The organism is Stenotrophomonas indicatrix (assembly GCF_050573115.1).
GTDB lineage: Bacteria > Pseudomonadota > Gammaproteobacteria > Xanthomonadales > Xanthomonadaceae > Stenotrophomonas > Stenotrophomonas lactitubi_A.
Genome location: NZ_JBNYZT010000008.1, coordinates 45,477 through 70,146 on the forward strand (window position 1 = coordinate 45,477; position 24,670 = coordinate 70,146).

General features: G+C 67.2%; 25 protein-coding genes. 20 read left to right on the forward strand and 5 right to left on the reverse strand.

What is annotated here, in order from left to right:
- Nucleotides 1-26 precede the first annotated feature (26 nt).
- Genes ACQ5SA_RS17505 through ACQ5SA_RS17525 form a run of 5 tightly spaced genes read right to left on the reverse strand, consistent with a single transcriptional unit; the run spans nucleotide 27 to nucleotide 6,218 of the window.
- Complete coding sequence (locus tag ACQ5SA_RS17505; protein ID WP_499315269.1) at nucleotides 27-1,643, reverse strand: hypothetical protein; 1,617 nt, start codon at nucleotides 1,641-1,643, stop codon at nucleotides 27-29.
- Between the two features lie 37 nt (nucleotides 1,644-1,680).
- Nucleotides 1,681-2,802 (reverse strand): hypothetical protein, encoded by a 1,122-nt coding sequence (locus ACQ5SA_RS17510; RefSeq protein WP_499315271.1) that lies wholly within the window; start codon nucleotides 2,800-2,802, stop codon nucleotides 1,681-1,683.
- A gap of 33 nt (nucleotides 2,803-2,835) precedes the next feature.
- On the reverse strand, nucleotides 2,836-3,399 hold the full coding sequence (locus ACQ5SA_RS17515; protein ID WP_499315273.1) for a hypothetical protein: 564 nt from the start codon (nucleotides 3,397-3,399) through the stop codon (nucleotides 2,836-2,838).
- Nucleotides 3,400-3,429: 30 nt separating this feature from the next.
- Entirely contained in the window at nucleotides 3,430-3,849 is a 420-nt protein-coding gene (locus ACQ5SA_RS17520) for an NUDIX hydrolase (protein WP_499315274.1), read from the reverse strand.
- Nucleotides 3,846-6,218, reverse strand: a complete 2,373-nt coding sequence (locus ACQ5SA_RS17525) for a S9 family peptidase (protein ID WP_499315276.1) — start codon at nucleotides 6,216-6,218, stop codon at nucleotides 3,846-3,848. Before ACQ5SA_RS17525 ends, ACQ5SA_RS17520 begins: the two co-directional genes overlap by 4 nt.
- A 150-nt stretch (nucleotides 6,219-6,368) precedes the next feature.
- Here ACQ5SA_RS17525 and ACQ5SA_RS17530 point away from each other — a divergent pair, with 150 nt between their 5' ends.
- The 20 genes from ACQ5SA_RS17530 to ACQ5SA_RS17625 all read left to right on the forward strand — a co-directional run bounded on the left by ACQ5SA_RS17530 (nucleotide 6,369) and on the right by ACQ5SA_RS17625 (nucleotide 24,612).
- Nucleotides 6,369-6,809 (forward strand): hypothetical protein, encoded by a 441-nt coding sequence (locus ACQ5SA_RS17530; protein WP_499315278.1) that lies wholly within the window; start codon nucleotides 6,369-6,371, stop codon nucleotides 6,807-6,809.
- A gap of 70 nt (nucleotides 6,810-6,879) precedes the next feature.
- Entirely contained in the window at nucleotides 6,880-7,209 is a 330-nt protein-coding gene (locus ACQ5SA_RS17535; RefSeq protein WP_353098834.1) for a hypothetical protein, read from the forward strand.
- 37 nt (nucleotides 7,210-7,246) lie between these two features.
- The gene (locus ACQ5SA_RS17540) at nucleotides 7,247-7,900 is read left to right on the forward strand and encodes an RNA polymerase sigma factor (RefSeq protein ID WP_499315280.1); all 654 of its coding nucleotides are present in this window, start codon (nucleotides 7,247-7,249) and stop codon (nucleotides 7,898-7,900) included.
- Nucleotides 7,897-8,112, forward strand: coding sequence for a hypothetical protein (locus tag ACQ5SA_RS17545; protein WP_499315282.1), 216 nt, complete (start codon nucleotides 7,897-7,899; stop codon nucleotides 8,110-8,112). Before ACQ5SA_RS17540 ends, ACQ5SA_RS17545 begins: the two co-directional genes overlap by 4 nt.
- A gap of 297 nt (nucleotides 8,113-8,409) precedes the next feature.
- Nucleotides 8,410-9,708, forward strand: coding sequence for an ABC transporter permease (locus ACQ5SA_RS17550; protein ID WP_499315283.1), 1,299 nt, complete (start codon nucleotides 8,410-8,412; stop codon nucleotides 9,706-9,708).
- 1 nt (nucleotide 9,709) lies between these two features.
- Nucleotides 9,710-10,909 carry an ABC transporter permease gene (locus tag ACQ5SA_RS17555; RefSeq protein ID WP_499315284.1) on the forward strand — a complete coding sequence of 400 codons (1,200 nt, stop codon included), beginning with the start codon at nucleotides 9,710-9,712 and terminating at the stop codon, nucleotides 10,907-10,909.
- A 129-nt stretch (nucleotides 10,910-11,038) separates the two neighbouring features.
- Nucleotides 11,039-12,436 (forward strand): cytochrome ubiquinol oxidase subunit I, encoded by a 1,398-nt coding sequence (locus ACQ5SA_RS17560; protein ID WP_499315286.1) that lies wholly within the window; start codon nucleotides 11,039-11,041, stop codon nucleotides 12,434-12,436.
- A gap of 1 nt (nucleotide 12,437) precedes the next feature.
- Entirely contained in the window at nucleotides 12,438-13,451 is a 1,014-nt protein-coding gene (gene cydB, locus ACQ5SA_RS17565) for a cytochrome d ubiquinol oxidase subunit II (RefSeq protein WP_089237760.1), read from the forward strand.
- A gap of 229 nt (nucleotides 13,452-13,680) precedes the next feature.
- Entirely contained in the window at nucleotides 13,681-14,427 is a 747-nt protein-coding gene (locus tag ACQ5SA_RS17570) for a beta-ketoacyl synthase chain length factor (RefSeq protein ID WP_499315288.1), read from the forward strand.
- Nucleotides 14,420-15,217 carry a lysophospholipid acyltransferase family protein gene (locus ACQ5SA_RS17575; RefSeq protein ID WP_230112262.1) on the forward strand — a complete coding sequence of 266 codons (798 nt, stop codon included), beginning with the start codon at nucleotides 14,420-14,422 and terminating at the stop codon, nucleotides 15,215-15,217. The genes ACQ5SA_RS17570 and ACQ5SA_RS17575 overlap by 8 nt, the downstream gene beginning before the upstream one ends.
- Nucleotides 15,204-15,461 (forward strand): phosphopantetheine-binding protein, encoded by a 258-nt coding sequence (locus tag ACQ5SA_RS17580; protein WP_005411610.1) that lies wholly within the window; start codon nucleotides 15,204-15,206, stop codon nucleotides 15,459-15,461. The genes ACQ5SA_RS17575 and ACQ5SA_RS17580 overlap by 14 nt, the downstream gene beginning before the upstream one ends.
- A gap of 16 nt (nucleotides 15,462-15,477) precedes the next feature.
- The gene (locus ACQ5SA_RS17585; RefSeq protein WP_025878014.1) at nucleotides 15,478-15,735 is read left to right on the forward strand and encodes an acyl carrier protein; all 258 of its coding nucleotides are present in this window, start codon (nucleotides 15,478-15,480) and stop codon (nucleotides 15,733-15,735) included.
- Nucleotides 15,736-15,757: 22 nt separating this feature from the next.
- Complete coding sequence (locus ACQ5SA_RS17590; protein ID WP_230112261.1) at nucleotides 15,758-16,309, forward strand: COG4648 family protein; 552 nt, start codon at nucleotides 15,758-15,760, stop codon at nucleotides 16,307-16,309.
- A complete protein-coding gene (locus tag ACQ5SA_RS17595; protein ID WP_353098842.1) occupies nucleotides 16,302-17,987 on the forward strand; it encodes an ApeI family dehydratase in 1,686 nt (561 codons plus the stop codon). Before ACQ5SA_RS17590 ends, ACQ5SA_RS17595 begins: the two co-directional genes overlap by 8 nt.
- Nucleotides 17,977-18,747 carry a glycosyltransferase family 2 protein gene (locus ACQ5SA_RS17600; protein WP_499315291.1) on the forward strand — a complete coding sequence of 257 codons (771 nt, stop codon included), beginning with the start codon at nucleotides 17,977-17,979 and terminating at the stop codon, nucleotides 18,745-18,747. The genes ACQ5SA_RS17595 and ACQ5SA_RS17600 overlap by 11 nt, the downstream gene beginning before the upstream one ends.
- 1 nt (nucleotide 18,748) lies before the next feature.
- Nucleotides 18,749-19,690: a lysophospholipid acyltransferase family protein gene (locus tag ACQ5SA_RS17605; protein WP_499315293.1), complete on the forward strand. Its 942-nt coding sequence runs from the start codon at nucleotides 18,749-18,751 to the stop codon at nucleotides 19,688-19,690.
- On the forward strand, nucleotides 19,680-21,230 hold the full coding sequence (locus ACQ5SA_RS17610; protein WP_089237748.1) for an HAL/PAL/TAL family ammonia-lyase: 1,551 nt from the start codon (nucleotides 19,680-19,682) through the stop codon (nucleotides 21,228-21,230). Before ACQ5SA_RS17605 ends, ACQ5SA_RS17610 begins: the two co-directional genes overlap by 11 nt.
- Entirely contained in the window at nucleotides 21,217-21,648 is a 432-nt protein-coding gene (locus ACQ5SA_RS17615; RefSeq protein ID WP_100553989.1) for an acyl-CoA thioesterase, read from the forward strand. Before ACQ5SA_RS17610 ends, ACQ5SA_RS17615 begins: the two co-directional genes overlap by 14 nt.
- Before the next feature lie 5 nt (nucleotides 21,649-21,653).
- Nucleotides 21,654-22,274 (forward strand): outer membrane lipoprotein carrier protein LolA, encoded by a 621-nt coding sequence (locus ACQ5SA_RS17620; protein ID WP_499315499.1) that lies wholly within the window; start codon nucleotides 21,654-21,656, stop codon nucleotides 22,272-22,274.
- Nucleotides 22,267-24,612: an MMPL family transporter gene (locus tag ACQ5SA_RS17625; RefSeq protein WP_499315295.1), complete on the forward strand. Its 2,346-nt coding sequence runs from the start codon at nucleotides 22,267-22,269 to the stop codon at nucleotides 24,610-24,612. Before ACQ5SA_RS17620 ends, ACQ5SA_RS17625 begins: the two co-directional genes overlap by 8 nt.
- Nucleotides 24,613-24,670 lie beyond the last annotated feature (58 nt).

Genomic DNA, 24,670 nt, shown 5'->3' on the forward strand with positions numbered 1-24,670 from the left:
GAAGCTGCGGGCAGGCTCTGGCGGGCTCAGCGCTTGCGGTTGGAATTGCGTGGCGCCGGGGTGTCGTCCACTGCCGTCTCATCGGCCGCCTTCTGCAGGGCGCCCCCCAGAACGATCAGCTTCCAGTTCTGTGTTTCGAGCACGTCGCAGGCCACGTGGAGGCCGTTGCGGTCGGCCTTGCACAGCTGTTCCAGGGTCGCACGTGCGTCCACACCGGCACCGCTGCCCTGCGCGGTGACCAGGTTCTCGCACCCTTCGCGCACTCCTGCGCGGCAGACCGTGGTGTAGTGTTCGGCGGCCTGCAGCCAGTTCCCGGACAGCGCAAGGCGGTTGCCGAGGATGTTGCAGCCCTGCAGCTTGCCTTGTGCGCAGCAGGCCTCGGCACCACCGCCATCGGCCAGTGCCAGCGGGCAATCCTGTGGCAGTGGCAGCACCGTGTACTGCTTCGGTGCGCTGCAGCCGGTTGCGCCCTCACCCGTGGGCGCGAACACCTGGAAGCGGGTCCAGCTGTCCAGGCCCAGCAATTGGCCGCCAGGCAGCGGACGCAGCACGAAGTCACCGCCCTTGTCATGGCGGATACGGATGTCGCCGCTCTCGACACGCGCACGCAGCTGGCTGCTCCAGCCAACACCGACCAGACCGGCGTCACCGAAATCCAGCGTGTCCATCAGGCCGCCGTCGGACCGGTAGTTGCCACAGGGCAGGGCCGTTGCGGGCTGCGGTCGCAGCGATGCGCCCACCGCCTGCAGCGCAGGCAGGCGCTCGCAGGCAGAGGTTTCATTGCCGGGGGGGCAGGCCGCAGCCAGTGCCTGCACCGCCTGCTGGGGATCTCCCGCTTCCCAGGAGAGCTCAGCCACGCGGGTACAGAAGCCGCCGTGCGGTACCTTCCGGCACAGCTGCAGCAGCTGTTGGCGGCGCTCAGCCGGCACGATCACCGGAGCGGTCGGCGCCGCCATCGTCACCACTGCTTCGGCCATGGCTGCGGTCATCGCTGCCTTGACCAGCTGCTCCTGCACCGCAGGGGCGGCCTCCAGGGCTGCGGCACAGGCCGGGGTTCCCTGCTCGAAGCCGCCGTCGCGGCAGGCGGCAGGGAGCTCAATGCCGGACAGGGCGGCGTCGAGCGCAGCCTTCTGCACGGCAGGATCGGCGTCGACCGCAGGTTTGGCCTCATCGTGCCAACGATCAGCCAACTGCAGGCACATGCCCGGCACGCCTTCCTGGCAGGCCGATTCAAGAACGGAAAGCGGGGCGATGGTGCGATTGTCCAGGCACGCCGCCGCATCGGCCAGGCAGCTGCCAGCGGCAGGTGTGGCAGCCGCAGCGCACTGTGCCGGCGTCTGCAGGGTGTATACCGTGCCATCCACTTCGACGGTGCGGCCACGATCGCGCACCTGCAGCGCGCTGGGCAGGCCGTATTCCAGGCTCACCAGCTGCAGTTTTCCGTCGATCTGCTGGAAGGCGACCGGAGACGGCGCGCTGCCGAAATGCTTCTGCTCGCCGCGATTGGGTGAGCTGATACGCAGCGTGCTGCTGCCTTCATCGGCCTTGAACAAGCCGCATTGTGGCGATTGTGCAGCAGCCATCGGCGTGGCCAGCAGCAACGCCCAGGCCAGCCAGCGGCGGTGCGGTGCGGGTGAAGGCATGTCGTCTCCTTGACGATCGAACGGGACACTCCAGGCGCTAGGGCGAACCACGGCCATCGCGCGCGGGCGTGCATTGTGCCGTGCCGGGCACCGGCTGGTAACGCTGGTAGCCGGTCTGCGCATCCATGCCAAGCAGGTCGCCGTTACCGAGCTGGCGCAGCACAAGGGTTTCACCGTCCTGCTGCAGGTGGACTGCGCCTTCCTGCAAGCGGGCGCGTGTGCCATCGCCAAAGTCGAGCGTCTCGATCACGCCACCATCGGCCTGATAGCGGCCGCAAGGCACCTGCAGGAGCGGCACCAGGCGTAGATCGGCACCGAGTCCACGCAATGGTGCGGTACGTTCGCAGGCGCTGACGCGCCCCGCATCGCAGACCACCTGCAGGGCCTGCACCGCCAGCGCAGGTTCCAGTGCATCCAACTGCTGTGCGGCCACTTCGACGCAGAAGCGGCCACTGCGGTGCTGCAGGCACAGCTGCTGCAGGTGATCGCGTGCAGCGGCCGTAAGGCGCGAATCCAGTGTGGCTTCGTCTTCCCGTTGCAGACGTTCACCCACCCGCTGCATGGCGGCAGCCAGCGCATCGTCGGTCAGCGCCTCGCAGGCTGCTGTGTCATGTCCGGGCGTGTGTTCGCGGCAGACGGGCGGGCGCTCGAAGCGCGCGGGGCCGATGTCGTCGCTTCCCATCGCAGTCACTTCATCGCGCAGCTGTCGCAGCACCGTCGAGCAGCCCGCGCCAACGCCTTCGTTGCACGCGCGTTTGGCCTGACCGGGCGAGGCCGTAGGCAGCTGCGCGATGCAGTGGCTGCCGGCGGCGCGGCAGCTGCCGTCCATCGCGCTGGGTTCGATGGCGCAGGCGCGGGACTGGCGCAGGGTGTAGGCCACGACGACGTCGTCCTCGATGCGCTGCCCATCAGCACTGATCCGGATCGGCTGCGCCACGCCATCGTCGAGCATGACCAGCCGGGTCTGTGCTGCACTGCGATCGACCCACAGCGGCTCCGGCTCACCGATGTCGTTGTGGCGGTAGCCGGTGCTGGAGGTGATGAACACGAGCGCCATGCCGCCATCGGTACTGCGGTATTCGCCACACCGCAGCGCATCGGCACCGGCCGGCAGTGCGATGAGCAGAAACAGGGTGGGCAGGAAGTTCAATAAACGCATGCGACGATCCTTGTCGTGCGGGAACGGTGCAACTCAGTGGAAGCGCGCGCGGATGTCCGGCCGCAGCAGTCGCCAGCCCAGCCAGCCCTGCAGGCCCGCGAACAGCACCGAGGTGCCGACCAGTGTCAGGGTGAACAGCACGCGCTGCACCTGCAGCTCATGCTGCGCCGACGGGTCGCTGGCGAGCAGCGCGATCAACACCAGCAGCAGGCGGTCCATCCACCAGGCGATCACGAAGTTGGCCAACGCACTCAGGCCCAGCATCCACACATAGGCCCACAGCCCCCACCGGCGCCCGCGCCACATACCCCAGCTGGCCAGGGTCGAGACCAGGCAGAGCAGGGCAACAAGCAGCGAGGTGGCCGCCGGATGTTTCAGCATCCACCACAGGCTGCCGTCGAGCTGCTGTTCCCACGCCACTGTCACCAGCGTCGTCCAGAACTCGGTGCGGGCCAGTGCCGCCGCCATCAGCGCCTGCGCGAGGAAGTAGAGGGTGACCAGCAGGCACAGCCAGAACGAGCCCTGCGCCACCGCGGCGACCCAGTTGTTGGGTGGGGGTGGGGTCGGTGCGGGGATCGGGGGAATCGAGGCTGACATCCGTTGTCCGGCTGGGCGGTGCCCGCTTCGTCAGCGAGCCGTCGCCAGGGCAGCGACCGCCGGCAGGATATGGTGTTCGCTCAAGGGTGCCAAGGGCCGGCCGTGCGGCGGCTGCAGCGGTACCCAGGCCAGTTCGGCGATCTCCGCACGCGCGCACGGCTCACCTTCGATCCACACCCGCCAGGCCTGCGCCTGTACGCGGTGGCCGGGCTCGTTCACTGCCCAGTCCTCGAACGTGCCCAACGGCAGCGCCGAGGCGGCATCCAACCGCACACCCAGTTCCTCGTGCAGTTCGCGTGCCAGTGCCTGCAACGGCTGCTCGCCCGGCTCGGGCTTGCCGCCCGGCTGGATGAAGCGGCTGGCGCCGAGCTTGCGCACCACCAGCGCCCGGCCGCGATCATCGAGGATGACCGCGGCCACGATGTGGATCGTGGCCGCGGCAGCACTCACTTCAGGTTCTGCTCGAACAGCTTGAGGATGCGCTTGTACTGGTCCAGCCAGGAATCGGCACGCACGTAGCCGTGGCGCTCCAGCGGGTACGGCGCGATCGACCAGTTGTCCTTGTGCAGCTCGATCAGGCGCTGGGTCAGGTTCACCGAATCCTGGAAGAACACGTTGTCGTCCATCATGCCGTGGGCGATCAGCAGGTTGTCCTGCAGGTTCTGTGCGTACTCGATCGGCGACGACACGCGGTACGCCTCCGGATCGATGTCCGGGGTGTTGAGGATGTTGCTGGTGTAGCCGTGGTTGTACTGGTGCCAGTCGACCACCGGGCGCAGCGCGGCGCCGGCCTTGAACGTGCCCGGCGAGCGGAACAGCGCCATGAAGGTCATGAAGCCGCCGTAGGAACCGCCATAGATGCCGGCGTGGTCACGATCACCCTGCTGGGTGTCGACCAGCCAGTCCAGGCCGTCCTTGTAGTCTTCCAGCTCCGGGTGGCCCATGTTGCGGTAGATCGCCGTGCGCCAGTCGCGGCCGTAGCCCTCGCTGCCGCGGTAGTCCATGTCCAGCACGATGTAACCCTTCTGCACCAGCAGGTTGTGGAACATCTGCTCGCGGAAGTAGGCCGGGTAGCGCTGGTGCACGTTCTGCAGGTAGCCGGCACCGTGCACGAACATCACGATCGGGTACTTTTTGCCGGCTTCCTTGTTTTCCGGTTCGTAGTACTTGGCCCAGACCACGCCGGCGCCATGCTTGGACGGCACCGCCACCAGCTTCGGCTGGACCCACTGGCGCGCCTTGTAGTCGGCGGTGCGGGTATCGGTCAGCACGCGCGCCTGGCCGGCACCGGTGCTCGGCACCACCGCCAGCTGCGCCGGCAGGTAGGCGCCGGAATAGCGCACCAGCAGCTGCTGGCCGTCCGGCGACAGCGAGAAGTCTTCCACGCCGTTGAGGCTGGTCAGCTCGCGCACCTGGCGGGCAGTGGTATCGACCGCGCAGACTTCGTAGTCGTGCGGGGCCTGCTGGTTGCACAGGAAGTAGAAGCCCTTGCCGTCGGCCGACAGCACCGGCGCCGAGGTTTCCCACTTGCCGCTGGTCAGCGCCTGCGGCTTGCCGCCGCCGGCCTGGGTGTACAGGTGCGAGAAGCCGGATTCCTCGGACAGCAGCCACAGCGTGCGACCATCGGCCATCCAGCCGAAATCGTTGAAGCCCCAGTTGATCCAGGCGTTGTCGGTCAGGCGATGGCGGTTCTGCACGCGGCCGTCGGCGGCAGCAACGCTGACGATCCAGCGGTCCTTGTTGTCGTTGGCGCGCAGCATCACCGCGGCCTGCTGGCCATCGGCGCTCCAGCGGATGCCACCGCCCATGAAGTCGCTCATCACCTGCACGCTGCGGTCGCCCTTCAGCGCGTCCTTGCCGGCCTTGCGGCGCAGCTCGGCCAGCGGATCGGTGCCGATGCCCGGCAGGCTGGACAGCGACAGCTTCTCGGCCTTGCCGCTGCGTACATCCACGAACCACAGGGTGTGCGGCTCGAAGCCGTTGCGGCCAACGCGGGGACGGGTGTCCTCGGTTTCCTCGTAGCCCGACTCGGTCACGTACAGCGGCATCTTGCCGCCGCGGCCGTCATCGAAGTCCTTCGGCTTGGTGGTCACGATCAGGTGGCCCAGGTCCGGCGACAGCACGCTGTCGACGATCTCGACGTCGGCACCCAGGAACACCGGGCCCGGTGCGCGGGTCGGGTCGGCCTGGCGCCAGCGCTGGTCCTGGTCCTTCAGCGTCTCTCGCTGTTCGCGGTCGCGGCGCAGGGTTTCCAGCGTGCGCAGCTGCTGGTCGCGCAGCACGTCGGCCTTCGGCGGCGTGCTCGGATCCTTGTCGGCCTTCAGGCTGGCCACCTGCTGCACACCGCTGGCGGCGGTCCAGTGGAACCAGTTCTGGCCGACGCGCCAGATCACGCCGTTGTCGGCGGCGAAGTTCACGCCGGCGGCGCGTTCGTTGCTGCGGGTCAGCTGGGTCAGCGCGCCGCTGCGCAGGTCGCGGACGAACACGTCGCCGTTGCGCACGAAGGCGCTGCGGCTGCGGCTGCGGTCATAGACCGGATCGGCCACGTCGAGGCTGCCGCGCTGGTCATCGGCCACCTGTGCGGCCATGCCACCGGCCACCGGCTGGCGGAAGGTGTCGCGCACCGGGCTGCCGTTGCGCTTGAGCTGGTATTCCACCTGCTGGCTGTTCCACGACCACCAGGCCTTCTCCACCGGCGGACCGATCCAGTCCGGGTCGGCCATGGCCTGTTCGATGGTGATCGGCGTCGGCGCGGCCTGGGCGGCCGGAGCGGCCAGCACGGCAGACAGCAGGAGGGACAGGGGCAGCACTCGGGACATGGGCGGACAGCACCAGAAGAGGAAACCGGGCAAGCGTAGCAGCCGCAAGGGCCGGGGGAAGGGGCCACAGGTCATGCAGACCGCTTGGGCAAAGGGCATGGCAGGGTCCGGCCTGGCGCATGATGGGGGTTCACTTCGGAAGGAACCGATATGTACCGCTACGACTACACCATCTCCCTGGGGATCAAGCACCCGTCCGCGGCCAGCGCCGATATCTCAGCCCGCCTCGGAATGGAACGCGAGTTCTTCCGCGATGTGGGCACCGATCTGCGTCGCGAGGATGGCAGCCTGATCCGTGTGTACGCGTTTACCTGGGTGCTGTTCCAGCTGCCGAAGGACAAGGACGGCTGGTTGATGGACGCGTGGCCGGAAGTCGTGGAGACGCTTCAGGCACGTGCCCAGGTGATTCAGGCGTTGAATCAGGAAGGGGCGGAGATCGGCCTGCGGATTGGCATCTTCGGAAAGCGCGCGTGGGCCGGCTTCGAGCTGGATGCCGATCTTGTACGACTGATGGCGGACCTGCGCGTGGGCTTCCAGCTGGAAACCTATTTCCCGGACGAACCACCGGCGCCCGAAGCCGACGACGCCTAGTGCAACCGGTCGGCAGGGTCGCGCATCCAATCTCCTGAACCCGCATCATTCACCGGACAGGAGCACGACCATGCAGGAACTCATCCCGATCACTCTCTTCATCTGCACCGCCTATGCGATCCATGCCATCGCCGATGCGCGTGCGCGCGGCAAGCTGGTGGCACCGCACGTGCCGGAAGAGGTGATCCGCTCGCTGGCGGTGCTGGAGGAGGAGCGCCGCCGCCAAGGCGCGCTGCGCTGGGGCATCAGCCTGGTCTGCCTGGCACTGGCTATGGCGCTGCTGGAAGCCATCGGTGCACGCGACCTGACGTTCGGCGCCGCCGCCGCGATGGTCGGCAGTGCCGGCCTGGGTCAGCTGCTGGCCTGGCACTTCACCCGCCCCGCAGTGCGCAAGGGCTGAGCCTGCGCATGCTGCGGGCACAGGGGGAGCCCCACGCATGAGCCTGCTGGGGGAGGCGCTGGCCGCATTGCGGGGGCGACGTCGGCAGGATGCCGCGACGGCGGCCATACCCGCCGAGCCGCTGGATGCGGACCAGGCGCTGGTGCGCGCCATCATCGACGGCTCGCAACCGGCCTTCACGCAACTGGTGGAAACACATCAGCGCACCTGCGCGCATGTGATTGGGCGCATGGTCGGCGACCGCGACCACGTGGCCGACCTGCTGCAGGAAACGTTCCTGGCGGTGTTCCGCCAGCTGCATCGGTTCCGTTTCGAATCTTCACTGCGTACCTGGATTTCGCGCGTGGCCTACACCACCGCGCTGCAGTACCTGCGGCGGCGGCGACTGGAAGCGCAGTGGATGGTGGCGGTGGAAGCGCCCGAGGAACTGGGGGTTGGTGACGAGGGTCCGGGTCCTTCCGGACTCAGCGAGACATTGCAGGCCGGCCGTCACCTTGGCGCGGCGCTGGAACGATTGAGTGCGCCGCAGCGCCTGATCGTGGGCCTGCATTATCTGGAGGATTTCGATCTGGCCGAGATCGAACAGGTGACTGGCCTGGCTCGCGGTACCATCAAGAGCCACCTGTACCGTGCGCGCCAGGTCCTGAAGCAGGAACTGGTGCGGCATGCCACCGCCGGAGAACTGTTGTGAACCGACCGACCGATTCTCGCGATGCGGAAGAGCGCGCGCTGGCAGACGCGTTGCGTGAGCAGGCGCAGCAGGAAGAGACGCCGGATGTGAGTGAGGCGCTGCGGGAGCGGATCGGGGCTGAGTCGCGTCACAGCGGCGTGGGTTATGTGGTGGTGCAGGTGGTGCTGCTGGGCGCGCTGCTGGCGGGGGCGATCTGGTACTTCTGGCGCTGACCGTATCCGGCGGTGCGTGAGACGCATTCTGCGCGGTCTGGCGTATCACCGGACTGTTCGTGAATTCCCTCGCATCTGTGAGCCGCGTCAGTCAGTGGCGAATAACGCCGGATTGCGACGTGGCAGCGCCATCGTTCTGGCGTCGAATCTGCTGTCAATCATTCTGCGTCGGCGCGTCTCATGAGGATAGTTGCAAAGTCCTCCGTCGCTGTTGATATCGATGCACAGGTTGGAGAAATCTCAGTCGTCGGCAACCGCTGGCGCTGGTCGGAGCGAGGCCGACCCCACGGAGGACTCGTGCATTTCTACTATCTTTTTCTTGCCCTGAAACGATTCAGGCAGCGCATCGGTGTCCATATGGCCATCGCTCTCATGCTCGGTGTTGGCGTGGGAACTGCAATGGTGATGCTGTCCATTGTTCTCCAGGCATCATCAGATCCGGCTCCCGGTCGTAGTGAGTCGCTTTTCCGCCCGCACCTGGACAGCCGGCCGAGCGTTCAGCGAGCAGGAGCCCCCGATTCCGGTCAAGCGCTGACCTGGCCTGATGCCAAAGCACTTCTGCACCAGGGCAAGGCGTGGTCGCAGGCTGCCATGGCGGGCGGCGCCGTGACGCTTCTGAAGCCCGGACAATTCAGCGCCAGACTCCGTGCCAGATACGCAACGCCGGAGATCTTCAACGTGCTCGGGATCACCATCGTCCAAGGGCGCCCATGGACGGCGGAGGAAGGGCAGTCTGGCAGTCGGGTCGCTGTGCTGTCGCACGCGCTGGCGGCAGTCGAGTGCCCGAAGGGATGCATCGGGCATCAGCTGGAACTGAGCAGGCGCAATTACATGGTCATCGGCGTTGCGGAGAACTGGCATCCAGTGCCGATGTTCCAAGGGGATGTGGTGCGCCGTCCCTTCGTGGCGCCCGACCAGATCTATCTGCCCATTGAAACTGCCATCGCGGACGAGTTGACCGTGGTCGATGGCATGACGGTCTGGGGTGGAGGAGAGGGGGTGGATCTCGCGGGGCCTCAGGTTTCCTGGCTGCAGTTGTGGGCCTGGTTGCCCACACCGGACGATGTAGCTGGGTACAGCGCGATGCTGCGCGGATATGCACACACGAAGGGTCTGCAGACCCATCCGGACACCGATCAGGTCGGTCTTTGGCCGCTGGTGAAATGGCTGGACCGGCAAGGGCTCGTACCCGACCGCACCCAGATGCAGCTTCGGCTGTCGCTGCTCCTGCTCGTGGTCTGCATTGTCAATGCCGCAGCGCTGCTCGGCTTCAGCCTGGGGGCACGTCGCCGGGAGCTTGCAATACGTCGTGCGCTGGGTGCTCGGCGGCGGGATGTACTTGCCCAGCTCATGTGGGAATGCGCCTGGTCTGGATTGGCCAGTGCGGCCCTGGCCGCTACCGCGTACGTGACGGGCATGCTGTTGGTCGCTGCGGCCGATGTGCTTCCGTCCGCGATAACCACATGGGATGCAAGGGCAGTTTTGATGTCCGCCGGTCTCGGGTTTGCAACAGCGCTGCTCTGTGCACTCATTCCAGCGCTGGATATCTGCCGGAGCAATTCACTATCGCGGATGTTCGCAAAGGGAGCTGCCTGAGATGCTGGATTCGATGCGAGAGGTCCGGAACCAGGCAGGTCGTGCGGCGCTGCTGTTCGTGCAGGCGGCGCTTGCCAGTCTGGCGTGCACGGTTGCCCTGCAATCCGCCGTAGGCGGTCTTTCAAAGCTGAACATGAGCAGCATTCCAGATGCAGGATCGATTGGCGTCATCCGCGTCTCGGACGTCGAAGGAGGCGTGGAGCCGTCGATGGTGCGATCCGACCTGTCTGCGATCCAGCTTCCCGGCGTCCGGCAGACCGTGGCAAGCGACTCGGTCCCGTTCGGGGGCAGAGCCCATCACTACGGCGCCTGCATCAGCGATGCGGCCATGGCGCATTCCATGGCCGCAGGTACGAGTAACGTGGCAGGCTGCGATCGTATTGCCGTGATAACTGCCAGCCCGGGTCTGTTGACGATGCTGGGCGCGGGTATCGTTCTGGGACGCAGCCCGACGGAGCATGAAACTGCCGATGCAGCCGATGTGGTGCTGATCAGTGAGGCGCTTGCCACCCATCTTTTCGGGGCAAAGAACGCAGTTGGACGTCGGCTGCACTTCGGACCCGGGAGCAGCAGGGTCGTTGTGGGCGTGTTTTCGTCTGTCGTTGGACCCGCACCGGGAGGAAATGATCGGGATTCACAGTGGGCGTTGTTTCCCGGTTTTCCATCAGGCGCGAACCGGTACTACCTTACGAAGTCCGATCTGGACGTTGACCGCGTGTTGCTTGACCGCGCCGTCGAAGCGCTACGGCGCTCCTATCGCATCGTGAACCCGGCAGGCGTTGATACCTTGGCGGGATACCGCGATGCATACGTTCGCGCGGACCGCTTCACGACAGCCATGCTGGCCTTCATGGCCGTGGTGGTCCTGGGTGTGCTGATGGCGGGAGTGTCCGGGGTGGTCGGCGCATGGCTTGATCGAAGAAGACGCTCCATCGGCATCCGACGCACGCTGGGTGCTCGTGGGTCCGTAATCTTTTCCGAGATCATCTTCGAAGTCAGTGTTTTCACCACTCCCGGCGCCTTGCTGGGGGCACTTTCGCTTCATCTCGTATGGTCGCCACAGGACGGCATGTGGATGTCGTCGTGGCTGAGCGGGATGATCGCCGTTGCGCTGGTGATGACGGCAAGCCTTGCCGCGCTGATTCCCAGGGCACTGCGTACTGTTCGGGAGGCGCCCCTGGCGCTCTTGAAGCCCCTTTAGCCCATTCATCCCAGAACCCGCCTCCACCTGCGACAAAGTGAAGCAGCGCGTCACCCGGTCGCATCCCACCTTAACTAAATCCTCCTAAAGTGGTCCGGTATCCCACCCGTACCCGGCAGGAGGCGTCCCTTGGACGCGTTGTTGTTGTCGCGGATCCAGTTCGGATTCGTCATCAGTTTCCACGTACTGTTCCCGGCCTTCACCATCGGCACGGCCAGCTGGCTGGCCTTCATCGAATGGCGCTGGCTACGAACCAAGCTGCCGGTATGGCGCGAGCTGTATTTCTTCTGGCAGAAGATCTTCGCGGTGTCGTTCGGCATGGGGGTGGTCAGCGGCATCGTCATGGCTTTCCAGTTCGGCACCAACTGGCCGCGGCTGAGCGAAGTGGCCGGCACGGTCATCGGCCCGCTGCTGACCTATGAGGTGCTGACCGCGTTCTTCCTGGAAGCCAGCTTCCTCGGCGTGATGATGTTCGGTTGGGGCCGGGTCTCGCCGCGCCTGCATTTCTTCTCCACCTGCATGGTGGCGCTGGGCACGTTGTTCTCGACGTTCTGGATCCTGGCGTCCAACAGCTGGCTGCATACGCCGGCCGGCTACGAGATGGTCAACGGCATCGTGCATCCGGTCGACTGGTGGCAGGTGGTGTTCAACCCATCCTTCCCGTACCGTCTGGCGCACATGGCGCTGGGCTCGTTCATCACCACCTGTTTCGTGATCGGTGGCGTCGGTGCGTGGTACCTGCGCAAGGGCACGCACGTGGAGGCCGGCCGGCGCATGCTGATCGCAGCGGTGGCGTTCGCTGCGCTGACCGTGCCGCTGCAGATCTTCGTTGGCGACATGCACGGCCTGAACACGCTCAAGCACCAGCCGATGAAGATCGCGGCGATGGAAGCGCACTGGCATGAGACCAAGCAGGGCGAGGGCGTGCCGCTGGTGGTGTTCGCACTGCCCAACGAGAAGGAAGAGCGCAACGATTTCGAAGTGGCCATTCCCAAGCTCGGCAGCGTGATCCTCACCCATACCCTGGACGGTACGTTCGATCCGCTGACGTCGGCGCCGGCCAGCGAGCGGCCGCCGGTGACGCCGGTGTTCTTCGCCTTCCGCATCATGGTCGGGCTGGGCACGCTGATGCTGGTGCTGGCTTGGGTCTCGGCCATCCAGCTGTGGCGGAAGAAGCTGCTGGATTCGCCGTGGCTGCTGCGCGGCTGGAACTGGATGCTGCCCAGTGGTTTCATCGCGCTGATATCGGGCTGGTTCGTCACCGAGATGGGGCGGCAGCCGTGGGTGGTCTACGGCGTGCTGCGCACCGCCGATGCGGTGGGTCCGCAGAGCGCGTGGATGACCGCGCTGTCGCTGACGGTGTACGTGGTCGGCTACGCCTTCGTGTTCGGTTGGGGCATCTGGTACCTGGTGAAGATTCTGCGCCATGGCCCGCAGCCGTACGACGCAGGGCCGTCGCTGGACCATGGCAGCCACACCCCGGCGCGGCCGCTGTCGGCCGCCGACGAACCGCTGGAGGAGCGCTGACATGGACCTGATGACCTGGCTGCCGGTGGCATGGTTCGCGGTGATCGGCTTCGGCGTGCTGATGTACGTGGTGCTGGATGGCTTCGTGCTCGGCATCGGCATCCTCGCTCCGTTCGCCGAGGACGAGGAACAACTGGACCTGATGATGAACACCGCCGCGCCGATCTGGGACGGCAACGAGACCTGGCTGGTGCTCGGCGGCGCTGGCCTGATGGCAGCGTTCCCGAAGGCCTACGCGGTGCTGCTGTCGGCGCTGTACCTGCCGGTGCTGCTGCTGGTGGTGGCGCTGGTGTTCCGTGGCGTGGCCTTCGAGTTCCGTTTCAAGGCGCACCGGTCGCGGCGGCTGTGGAGCGTGGCGTTTGGCCTCGGTTCGCTGCTGGCCACGTTCGCCCAGGGCGTGATCCTCGGCACGCTGGTGCAGGGCCTGCCGCTGGTTGATGGCGTGTACCAGGGCGGCGCCTTCGGCTGGTTCAGCCCGTTCGCGATGCTGACCGGTGCCGCGCTGGTGGCCGGCTACGCATTGCTGGGTAGCACCTGGCTGATCCTGAAGACCGAAGGGCGCGTGCAGGCGCTGGCCCGGCAGATGACCCGCCCGCTGGTGGTGGCGGTGATCGCGGCGATGGGCCTGGTCAGCAGCTGGCTGCCGTTCCTGCAGTCGCGGCTGATGGACCGCTGGTTCAGCGACGGCAACTTCTGGTGGTTGTCGCCGGTGCCGCTGCTGACCCTGGCGGTGGCCATCGCGCTGTGGCGCAGTGCCACCCACCCGCGTCGCGACCTGCCGCCGTTCCTGCTCAGCCTGGCCTTGTTCGTGCTTGGCTTCGCTGGCCTGGTGCTGGGCATGTGGCCGTACCTGTTGCCGCCGTCGATGACCCTGTGGCAGGCCGCCGCGCCGGCCTCGTCGCTCAGTTTCACCCTGGTCGGGCTGGTGGTGCTGTTGCCGGTGATCCTGGGCTACACGGCCTGGTCGTACCGGGTGTTCCGCGGCAAGGTGCGCGCCGACGCCGGCTATCACTGAATCCGTTCGCTGGATCAATCCACGCGGGGGGCGGTCGCTGACCGTTCCCCGTTGTGTTTTGTGAAACATGTCATCCCTGTGTCGGACGTGCTAGCGTGCGCTCCTTTCCGGCAGCCAGGGGGGCAGCCGGCGACGTCCTGGACGGATGCATGGCTGCAGGAATGGGGGGCAGCCGCGTGTCGCCGTAATGGCTCGAGACTCTCGTTCGCCCATCGAAACATCACCGGTAATGATCGAATTTTCCGTTGTCGACTGGGCCGCCTGGGCGCCTGGCCTGACCGAGCGTAGCCAATGGATGGGCTGGGCCGGGTCGCCGTTCCTGCCGCAGGGCGAGGACACGCCGGCCTTGGCCGAGATTCCGGCCATGCAGCGCCGCCGTATCGAGCGCCTGGGCCGCATGGCGATCCAGGCCGCGTGCTGGTGCGAGGACGGGCAGGGCGCCGACAGTCAGGTGCCGCTGGTGTTCGCCAGCCGCCATGGCGATGTCGCCCGTTCGATGGACCTGCTGGGCTCGCTGGTGGCCGATCAGCCGCTGTCACCCACCGGCTTCGGCCTGTCGGTGCACAACGCGATCGCCGCGCTGTATTCGATTGCCCGCGGCCACCGTGGCAACTACCTGGCGTTGTCCGCCGGCCAGTCGACAGTGGAAGCGGCGTGCCTGGAGGCCGTCGGCCTGCTTGGTGATGGGGCCAGTGAAGTACGGATCGTGGTCTATGAGTCGCCATTGCCCGACGTTTACGCCGAATTCGCCGACGAACCCGACCCGTTCTTTGCTTGGTGCTGGCGTCTGGCACCCGCCGGCACCGCCGGTGGCACCGATCTTTCGCTGTCCTGGCAGGTCGCAGACGGCGTCGATCCGACCGCTCCGGGCCTGTTGCCACATGCGCTGGACCTGCACCGCTTCCTGCTGGCCGGGGATCCGCTGCTGCAGCATGTGACCCAAGGCCAGCGTTGGTCCTGGCGCCGCCGTGGCTGAAGCGCTGCGCCGCCTCGATCATGCCTGGCGGGTGTTCGGCACCGGCTTCAGCTTTGCTGCGTTCGGCGTGGGCGGGCTACTGCTGGGCGTGCTGGTGATGCCGGTGCTGCTGTTGATGCGCGACCCGGTCGCGCGTCGTCGCCGGGCCCGCCGGCTGGTCCAGCGCGCCTTCGCCAGCCACGTGTGGCTGATGTGCCGGCTGGGGGTGATGACCCTGCAGGTCGAAGGGCGCGAGCGCCTGCAGCGCGACGGCCTGCTGGTGCTGGCCAACCATCCGACCCTGATCGACGTGGTCTGCCTGATCGCCCTGCTGCCCAACGCCGACTGCGTGGTCAAGCGGGCGGTGGCCTGCAACCCGTTCATGCGCGGCCCGGTGCGTGCGGCGGGCTACATCTCCAATGACGACGGCGCTGGCCTGGTCGATGACTGCGCGGCGGCCGTGCACGCCGGCGGCACCCTGGTCATCTTCCCGGAAGGCACCCGCAGCGTGCCCGGGCAGCCGCTGCGGCTGCAGCGCGGCGCCGCCAACATCGCCGTGCGCGGGCGCCTGGACATCACGCCGGTGCGCATCACCTGCACTCCGCCGACGTTGACCAAGGGCCAGAAGTGGTATCGTGTACCCTCACGTCGTTTTCACGTTCAGCTGCAGATCGGCGAAGATATCCCGATCGCGCCGTTCCTGGCCGAAGATGACTCGCCAAGGGGGGATGCCCTGGCGGCCCGTCGCGTCACCGACCACCTCACTCGTTATTTCGACCTGTCTGGAGATCCGACCCGTGCAAGCACTTGAGCACGAGATCAAGGAATTGATCATTTCCTCGCTTTCACTGGAGGACATCACCCCGGAGGACATCGATCCGACCGCGCCTCTGTTCGTGGAAGGCCTCGGCCTGGATTCGATCGATGCGCTGGAACTGGGCCTGGCGCTGCAGAAGAAGTACGGTGTCAGCCTCTCGGCCGACTCGGAAGAAACCCGTCGCCATTTCTCCAGCGTGCGTGCGCTCGGCGAGTTCGTCGCCGCCCGCCAGTCGTAAGGCGCCAGGAACTGCCATGACCAAGAATGAATTGTTCGAGCGCATCGTCCGCATCCTGACCGACAGCTTCGAGATCGAGCCGGCGCGGATCAGCCCGGAATCGCGCCTGTACGACGACCTGGACATCGACAGCATCGATGCCGTGGACCTGATCGTGCAGCTCAAGCCGCTGCTCGGCCGCAACCTGCAGCCTGAAGCGTTCAAGGCCGTGCGCACCGTGCAGGACATCGTTGATGTCGTGCATGGCCTGCTGCCCGGTCAGGCCGCTGCCTGACAGCAGCACGGACGCCGCGACCATGGCACGGGCACGCATGGTCGTGGTGGCAGCGATTTCGCTTGCCTATCCGGTGCTGGTCTACGCGGCGATGGGCCGCTTCGAGCCGCGCTGGTTGTCGCTGCTGCTGTTTGCGCTGGCGGTGCTGCGTGCGCTGAGCACCCGGCAACCCTTGTGGTGGGCCGCCGCCGCCGGCGCCGGCCTGCTGGCCGGGCTGGCCACCGTGCTCAACCAGGCCCTGCCGCTGAAGCTGTACCCGGCGCTGGTGAACGTGGTGATGTTGACGGTGTTCGCCACCAGCCTGCGCTTCGGTCCGCCCCTGGTGGAACGCCTGGCGCGCCTGCAGGAGCCGGATCTGCCACCGTTCGCAGTGGTCTATACCCGTCGTGTCACCCAGGTGTGGTGCGGCTTTTTCGTTCTCAATGGTGGTCTCGCCCTGCTTACCGCGCTGTACGCGTCGGACCGGGTCTGGATGCTCTACAACGGATTGTTGGCGTACGTGATGATGGGATTGTTGTTCGGGGGCGAATGGCTGGTACGGCGTCGGGTCAAGGCAGCGCACGCGCATGGCTGACTGGATCGCCCTGGATCGGCTGCTGACCACGGCGCAGCCCGGCCGCGACATCGGTATCTGCGATGGCGTTGCCGTCGACCACGCTGCCTTCCGCCTGCGTGTACTGGCCTGGCATGACGCTTTCAGCACTGCCACAGGCCGCGACTGGGCGCTCTACTTCGATGACACCGTAGCCTTCGCTGCGGCGTTGTTCGGTGCCTGGCACGCCGGCAAGCGGGTGTTCCTGGCTGCCGACAACCTGCCCGCCACGTTGCTGGCGCTGCAGCCACAGGTGAGTGGTTTTGCAGGCGACCTGTCGGCGGATTACCAGCCGTTGCAGGCTACCGCTGTCGCCGACGATGCGCCGCTGGAGCCGTTGGACGAGCGCGCCTGCGAACTGTGCGTGTTCACCTCCGGCAGCACCGGCCAGCCCAGTGCGATCAGCAAGCGGCTGGACCAGCTGGCGCGCGAGGTCGATGCGCTGCAGGCCGCCTTCGGCGCCCAGCTGGACGGCGCCCAGGTGCATGGCACCGTGTCCCACCAGCATATCTACGGCCTGCTGTTCCGCGTGCTGTGGCCGCTGGCTGCCGGCCGCGCGATCCAGCCCCGGCGCTTCTTCCACGAAGACCTGGTGGGCGCGCTGGCCGGTACCGATACGGTGCTGGTCGCCACCCCGGCCCATCTCAAGCGCCTGCCCGAGCAGCTCGACTGGGCCAGCCTTCACGGTCGCCTGCGCGCGGTGTTCTCTTCGGGCGGCCCGCTGCCGGAGGACGCAGCGCGCCAGGTCCGCCAGTGGTTGGGCCTGGCGCCCACCGAGGTTTATGGCAGCAGTGAAACCGGTGGGATCGCCTGGCGGCGCTGGGACACCGATGCGCCGCCGTGGCAGCCGTTGCCGGGCGTACAGTGGCGGATCGAGGAGGACTGTCTGGCGGTCGCCTCGCCGCACCTGGAGACGTCGGACTGGTGGCGCACCCAGGATCGCGTGGAAGCACTGGCCGATGGCCGTTTCCGCCTGCTGGGCCGCGCCGACCGCATCGTCAAGATCGAAGAACGGCGTGTTTCGCTGGATGCACTGGAGCGCGCGCTGCGCGAGGATCCAGAGGTCGAGGACGTGCGCGTGCTGGTACTGCAGGGTCAGCGCGAACAGCTGGCGGCCGTGGTGGTGCCGGCCGATCCGGCACTGGCACGTGCCGGTGACAGCGCACGGCGTGTGCTGGGGCAACGGCTGGGCACGCGGCTGGCGCAGGGCCATGATGCGGTCACCCGACCGCGCCGCTGGCGCCTGGTCGAATCACTGCCGCTCAATGCCCAGGGCAAGGTCACCCAGGCGGCGCTGGTCGCGCTGTTCCAGCCGCTGATGCCGGTGCCGGTCTGGGACTGTCGCGAAGAGGCGGTGGCTACTCTGCGGATGACGCTGGACCCCGCGCTGCGCGCGTTCCAGGGCCATTTCCCGCAGGCGGCGATCCTGCCCGGCGTGGCCCAGCTGGACTGGGCGGTGCGCTTCGGTCGACAGGCCTTCGTGCTGCCGACCGGTTTCCAGCGCATGGATGCAGTGAAGTTCCAGCGCGTGGCCCGCCCCGGCGACGAGCTGACCCTGCAACTGCAGTGGGACGCCGAACGCGGTGTGCTGACCTTCCGCTACACCTCCGTGCATGGCGTGCACGCCAGCGGCAGGGTGGTCTTCGCCGATGCGCATTGAGCCGGTCATTGATGGCGGCGCGTTCGCGCCGCTGGTGGTCATTCCCGTGTACGACCACGAACACGCCATCGGCGCGGTGGTCGATGGTGTGCAGGCCGCGGGTCTGCCCTGCCTGCTGGTCGACGATGGCTCGCAGCCCTCCTGCGCGCGGGTGCTGCGGGAACTGGCACAGCGAGCGGGCGTCGACTTGCTGCGGCTGGACGTGAACCAGGGCAAGGGTGGTGCGATGCTGGCCGGTTTCGCTGAAGCGCAGCGTCGCGGCTACACCCACGTGCTGCAGATCGATGCCGACGGCCAGCACGATACTGGCGACCTGCCACGCTTCATCGATGCCGCGCGCGCGCGCCCGGACGCAGTGATCTGCGGCATTCCCGCCTACGATGCCAGCGTGCCGAAGGCGCGCCTGTATGGCCGCTACGCCACCCACATCTGGGTGTGGATCAACACGCTGTCGCTGCATCTGCGCGACACCATGTGTGGATTCCGCGTGTATCCGCTGCCGCCGGTGCTGCGCCTGATCGGCGAGGAAACCATCGGCCGGCGCATGGATTTCGATACCGAAGTGATGGTGCGCCTGTACTGGCGACAGGTACCGGTCGAGCATCTGGCCACGCGCGTGACCTATCCCGCCGACGGGGTCTCGCATTTCGATGTGTGGCGCGACAACGTGCGCATCAGCCGCATGCATACCCGGCTGTTCTTCGGCATGCTCTGGCGTGCGCCGCGCCTGCTGTGGCGCCGGCTGCAGGGGCAGGGCTGAGATGAGCCAGGCGCACGACGCCCCGCATTGGGCCGACATCGGCGAGTCCACCTCGGTGGCTGGCGTGCTGTTCCTGTGCTGGGTGCACCGCTGGTTCGGGCGTTGGCCGTTCCGCCTGTGCGTGTGGCCGGTGGTGGCCTGCCATTGGCTGGGTAACCGCGTCGGCCGTCAGGCCTCGATGCAGTACCTGCAGCGGTTGCAGGCGCATACCGGCGCGCTGGGGCATGCACCCACCCGGCGCGACAGCCTGCGCCACTTCTTCAGCTTCGCCGACACGATGCTGGACAAGATTCTCGGCCTAGGCGGCCGCTATCCGCCCGAGCGTATCCACCTGCAGCGCGACCTGGTGCTGGGCAAGATCGCACGCCGCGAAGGCGGGCTGATCCTCACCGCGCACATTGGCTGCCTGGAACTGTGCCAGGTGCTGGCCGAGCAGGTGCCGGGGTTCCGCATCACCGTGCTGGTGCACACCGCGCACGCGCAGCGCTTCAACCGCCTGCTGCAGCGGCTGGACCCGCTGGCCGCGGTGGAGCTGGTACAGGTCACCGAAATGGGCCCGGCCACGGCTGTGATGCTGGCCGACAAGGTCGCCTCGGGTGGCTTCGTCGCCATCGTCGGCGATCGCGTGCCGGTGCAGGGCGGGCGCAGCGTGATGGCCGATTTCCTCGGCCACCGTGCGCCGTTCCCGATCGGCGCCTACGTGCTGGCGGCCGCGCTGGGCTGCCCGGTCTACACGATGTCGTGCCTGCACCAGGGCGACGGCTATCGCGTGGCCTTCGAACAGTTCGCCGAGCGCGTGGTGTTGCCACGCGGTTCGCGCGATGCAGCACTGGCCGAACAGGCGCAGCGCTTCGCGCACTGGCTGGAACTCCAGGTCATCCAGTCCCCGCTGGACTGGTTCAATTTCTTCCCCTTCTGGGATCAGGCTCCTCATGACGATTGACGCCGTACCCGTGTGCCGTTTCGGCGATGCACCGCTGACCATCGAAGACGTGGTCGCCTTGGCCCAGCGCACGTGCGAGGCCGCGCTGAGCGATGCCCCGGCGTTCCGCGCACATATCCAGCGTGGCGCCGACTTCCTCGACCGCCTGCTGCGCGAGGATGGCGTCATCTATGGCGTGACCACCGGCTACGGCGATTCGTGCACGGTGAACATTCCGCCGGCACTGGTCGCCGAGCTGCCGCACCACCTGTACACCTACCATGGCTGCGGCCTGGGCCGTTACCTGGACCCGGCCGAGACCCGCGCCGTGCTGGCTGCGCGCCTGGCCTCGCTGGTGCGTGGCATGTCCGGTGTCAGCGTGCCGTTGCTGGAAGGCCTGGCCACGCTGCTACAGCACGATGTGCTGCCGTTGATTCCCGCCGAAGGTTCGGTGGGTGCCAGTGGTGACCTGACCCCGCTGTCGTACGTGGCAGCCGTGCTGTGCGGTGAACGCGAGGTGCTGCACGATGGCCGCGTGCAGCCGGCTGCCGATGTGCTGGCGAAGATCGGCATGACCCCACTGAAGCTGCGGCCGAAGGAAGGCCTGGCGATCATGAACGGCACGGCGGTGATGACCGGCCTGGCCTGCCTGGCCTGGCAGCGCGCCGACTACCTGGCACGCATGGCCACGCGCCTGACCGCGTTCAACGTGCTGTCCAGCGACGGCAACGCGCACCACTTCGATGAAACCCTGTTCGCCGCCAAGCCGCACCCGGGGCAGTCGCGCATTGCCGCGCGCCTGCGCAGCGACCTGCACAGCGAGCGCCCGCCGCGCAATGAACAGCGCCTGCAGGACCGCTACTCGCTGCGCTGCGCACCGCACGTGATCGGGGTGCTGGAAGACACCCTGCCGTTCCTGCGCCAGCTGATCGAAACCGAGCTGAACAGCGCCAACGACAACCCGCTGATCGATGCCGACGGCGAGCGGATCCTGCATGGTGGCCACTTCTACGGCGGCCACATCGCGCTGGCGATGGACACGCTGAAGAACACCGTGGCCAACATCGCCGACCTGCTCGACCGGCAGCTGGCGCTGGTGGTCGATGCCCGCTACAACCATGGCCTGCCGGCCAACCTGTCGGCGGCCACCGGCCCGCGTGCGGCGATCAACCATGGCCTGAAGGCGCTGCAGATCAGCGTTTCGGCGTGGACTGCCGAAGCCCTGAAGCAGACCATGCCGGCCAGCGTGTTCTCGCGCTCCACCGAATGCCACAACCAGGACAAGGTCAGCATGGGCACCATCGCCGCGCGCGACTGCCTGCGCGTGATCGAACTGACTGAACAGGTGGTGGCGGCCATGCTGATCGCCGCCCGCCAGGGGCTGGCGCTGCGCGAACGGGTTGGCATGAACGCGCAGCTGCATGGCAGTCTGGCCGACATGTACGCCGACCTGGGGCAGCGCATCGCCCTGGTCGAAGAAGACCGCGCGCTGGATCGCGAACTGCGGGAACTGCTGGTGGAGATCCGCGCGCAACGCTGGGAGCTGTATGTCGGTGAATGAAGGAAACGAACTGGTCGGCGAAATCGAGCTGGCCCCCGCATTCCATGACTGCGATCCGATGAACGTGGTCTGGCATGGCAACTACTTCAAGTACTTCGAGATCGCGCGCTGCGCGTTGCTGAAGCGCTACGACTACGACTATCCGCAGATGCTTGAATCGGGCTACCTGTGGCCGGTGGTCGATGCGCGGGTGAAGTACGTGCGGCCGTTGCTGTTCAACCAGGCGCTGCGCGTGCGCTCGCGCATCGTCGAGTGGGAGAACCGGCTGAAGATCGAATACGAGATCCTCGATGCGGAGAGCGGCCAGGTGCTGACCCGCGCGATGACCATCCAGGTCGCGGTCGACGCGGCCAGCAAGGAAATGCTGTACCAGTGCCCGCCGGTGCTGTGGCAGCGTCTTGGAGTGCCTGCCCCGTGATCCGAATCCATCGTCTTCCGCGCGTGCTGCTGTGCGCGCTGCTGCTGGTTGCCGCGCCGCTGCTGCAGGCCGCCGATCCCGCCGTCGATGCCATCACCCAGGCCGTCGCCCGGCCGGACGTGCTGCGCGGGCAGTTCAGCCAGGAAAAGCAGGTCAGCGGCTTCAAGAACCCGCTGCGCTCGCAGGGCCAGTTCGTGGTCGCACGCAAGCATGGCGTGATCTGGTCCACGCTCAAGCCGTTCCCGTCCGAGGTGGTGGTCACCGCCGACCGCATCCTCAGCCGCCAGCGCGATGGCAGCACCCGCGTCGAACTGGACGCGCGCCAGCAGCCGGCGATGCGCTCGGTCAACGCGATCATGTTCGCGTTGATGAGTGGCGACGTGCAGGCGCTGTCCAGCCAGTTCAATGTGGAGGCCACGCGCGAAGGGCAGGGCTGGCGGCTGAAGCTGACGCCGAAGTCGGCGATGCTGGCCAAGGCCTTCCAGTCGCTGACCCTGCAGGGCGACCGCTACGTGCGCCAGGTCGAGATCGTCGAAGCCAACCAGGATCGCACCCGTATCCAGTTCACTGCGCTGAGCGAAGCTCCGGCTACGTTGAACGCCGACGAGGCGCGCCGCTTTGAGTGACAGCGCCGCACCGGATCGCCTGCGCCGCTGGTGGCACTGGCTGGGCATCGCCTGGCTGCTGCTGTTGCTGGTGCTGGGCGCGCAGCAGTGGCGCCTGTGGAGCCAGGAATCGCGGATCGATACCGATATCCTCGCCCTGCTGCCGCAGGACGCGCACGACCGTCTGCTCAGCGACGTCACCCGACGCATCGCAGATGGCAGCTCGCGGCAGGTGGTGGTGCTGCTCGGCAGCACCGATGGCGTTGCTGCCAAGCGCGCGCAGGCCGCGTTCGCTGCGGCAATGGCCAGTGACGCCGACAGCGCGCTGCTGGTGCCCAGTGGTTCGATCGAAGGCTGGTTCGATGACGCGCGTGCGTTCTACGCACCGTACCGCGATCGCCTGCTGACCCCGGCCCAGCGCGAGCAGCTGCAACAGACCGAACCCGCTGCGCTGGCCGAACAGGCACTCGGTGCGCTGTACGGTCCGATGGGCGCGCCGCGCCTGACCGAGTGGCGGCAGGATCCGCTGTCGCTTTGGCCGCAGTGGTGGCAGCAGCAGGCCCAGGGCTCCGGTCTGCGCCTGGGCGACGATGGTCTGCTCGAAGCCGAGGGCAAGCACTGGGCGGCGCTGCAGTTCGATACGCCGGGCTCGGCCTTCAGGCTCGATGGTGAGCGCCATCTCGATGGCCTGCTCGAACGCGCCGGACAGGCAGCCAAGGCCGCTGCGCCGGATCTGGAGATCCTGCATGCCGGCGTGCCGTTGCATGCCGAAGCAGCCGCCGTGCAGGCCAACCAGGAGATCAACACCATCGGCTGGGGCTCGCTGGCGGCGGTGCTGCTGCTGGTGTGGCTGGCGTTCCGGTCGCTGCGGCCGATCCTGCTGGTCGCCGCCTCGCTGCTGATCGGTTGTGGTGTTGCGCTGGCGGTCACCGTGCTGGTATTCGACAAGGTGCATGTGCTGACCCTGGTGTTCGGTGCCTCGCTGGTCGGCGTGGCCGAGGACTACGGCATCCACTGGTTTGCCTCGCGCCAGGCCGAGCCGGCCGATCGCCGCTGGAAGCTGCTGCGGCATCTGTTGCCGGGCCTGTGGCTTGCCCTGCTGACCAGTGCGCTGGCCTACCTGGCACTGGGCCTGGCGCCGTTCCCCGGCCTGCGGCAGATGGCGTTGTTCTCGGTGGTTGGTCTGGCTGCGGCCTTCCTCACGGTGATCTTCTGGTTCCCGTGGCTGGACGGTGGCGAGATCCGTACCACCCGCTTCGCGCAATGGCTGGGCAATACGCTCGAGCGTTTCCCGCGCCTGCACGGGCGTCGCCCGGTGGCGATCTTCCTCGGCATGGCCGCGCTGGTGTCGGCCATCGGCATCGCCCGCCTGCAGAGCAATGACGACCTGCGCAGCCTGCAGTCGTCGCCGCCGGCGCTGATGGCCCAGCAGATCCGCCTCAGCCAACTGCTGGGCATGCCCAGCCCGGCGCAGTTCTACCTGGTGCAGGGCCGCGATGCCGCACAACTGCTGCAACGCGAAGAAGCGCTGACCACGCGCCTGCGTGAGCTGACCCACGACAAGCGCATCGGTGGTTACCGCGCGATCAGCGACTGGCTGCCGTCGCCCGCGCGGCAGCAGGCCGATGCGGCGCTGACCGCCCGAGTTGAACCGGGTGTGCTGGCCGCGGTCGGCGAAGCGGTGGGCGAGCCCTTGCAGCGCCCTGCATTCGCGGCGGCGCCACTAAGCGCCGAGGCCTTCCTCGCTTCGCCCGCGTCGCAGCCGTTCCGTCACCTGTGGGTGGGCAACGTAGGCGGGCAGATGATCAGCGTGGTGATGGTCGATGACCTGTCGCGTGCCGATGCGCTGGCCACCCTGCGTGGCGCTGCAGAAGGCCTGGACGGCGTGCGCTGGGTCGACCGCACCGCTGATTTTTCGCAACTGCTGGGCCATTACCGCAAGCTGATGGGCGGCCTGCTGCTGGTCGGCATCGCGCTGGTGTTTGGTGCCCTGTGGCTGCGTTATCGGCGCCAGGCCTGGCGCGTGTTCGCACCCACCTTGGTCGCCGGTGCGCTCACCCTGGGCCTGCTTGGCCTGTTCGGTCAGCCGCTGCAGCTGTTCAACGTGCTGGCACTGATGTTGCTGCTGGGCATGGGCATCGACTACGGCATCTTCCTGATCGAGCACCGCGGCGACGCCAGTGCCTGGCTGGCGGTGTGCGTGGGTGCGGCCAGCACGTGGCTGTCGTTCGGCCTGCTGGGTCTTTCGCAGACGCCGGCGCTGCGCGCGTTCGGGCTCACCCTGCTGTTCGGCATCGGCCTGGTCTGGCTGATCTCGCCGCTGTTCCGGCCGCCACCGCATGACGTTCCGCCGGCCTGAGCGGACACGCTTCGTTCCGATTCCTCCGCTTTTCCACCTGATCGAGCAACAAGGACGC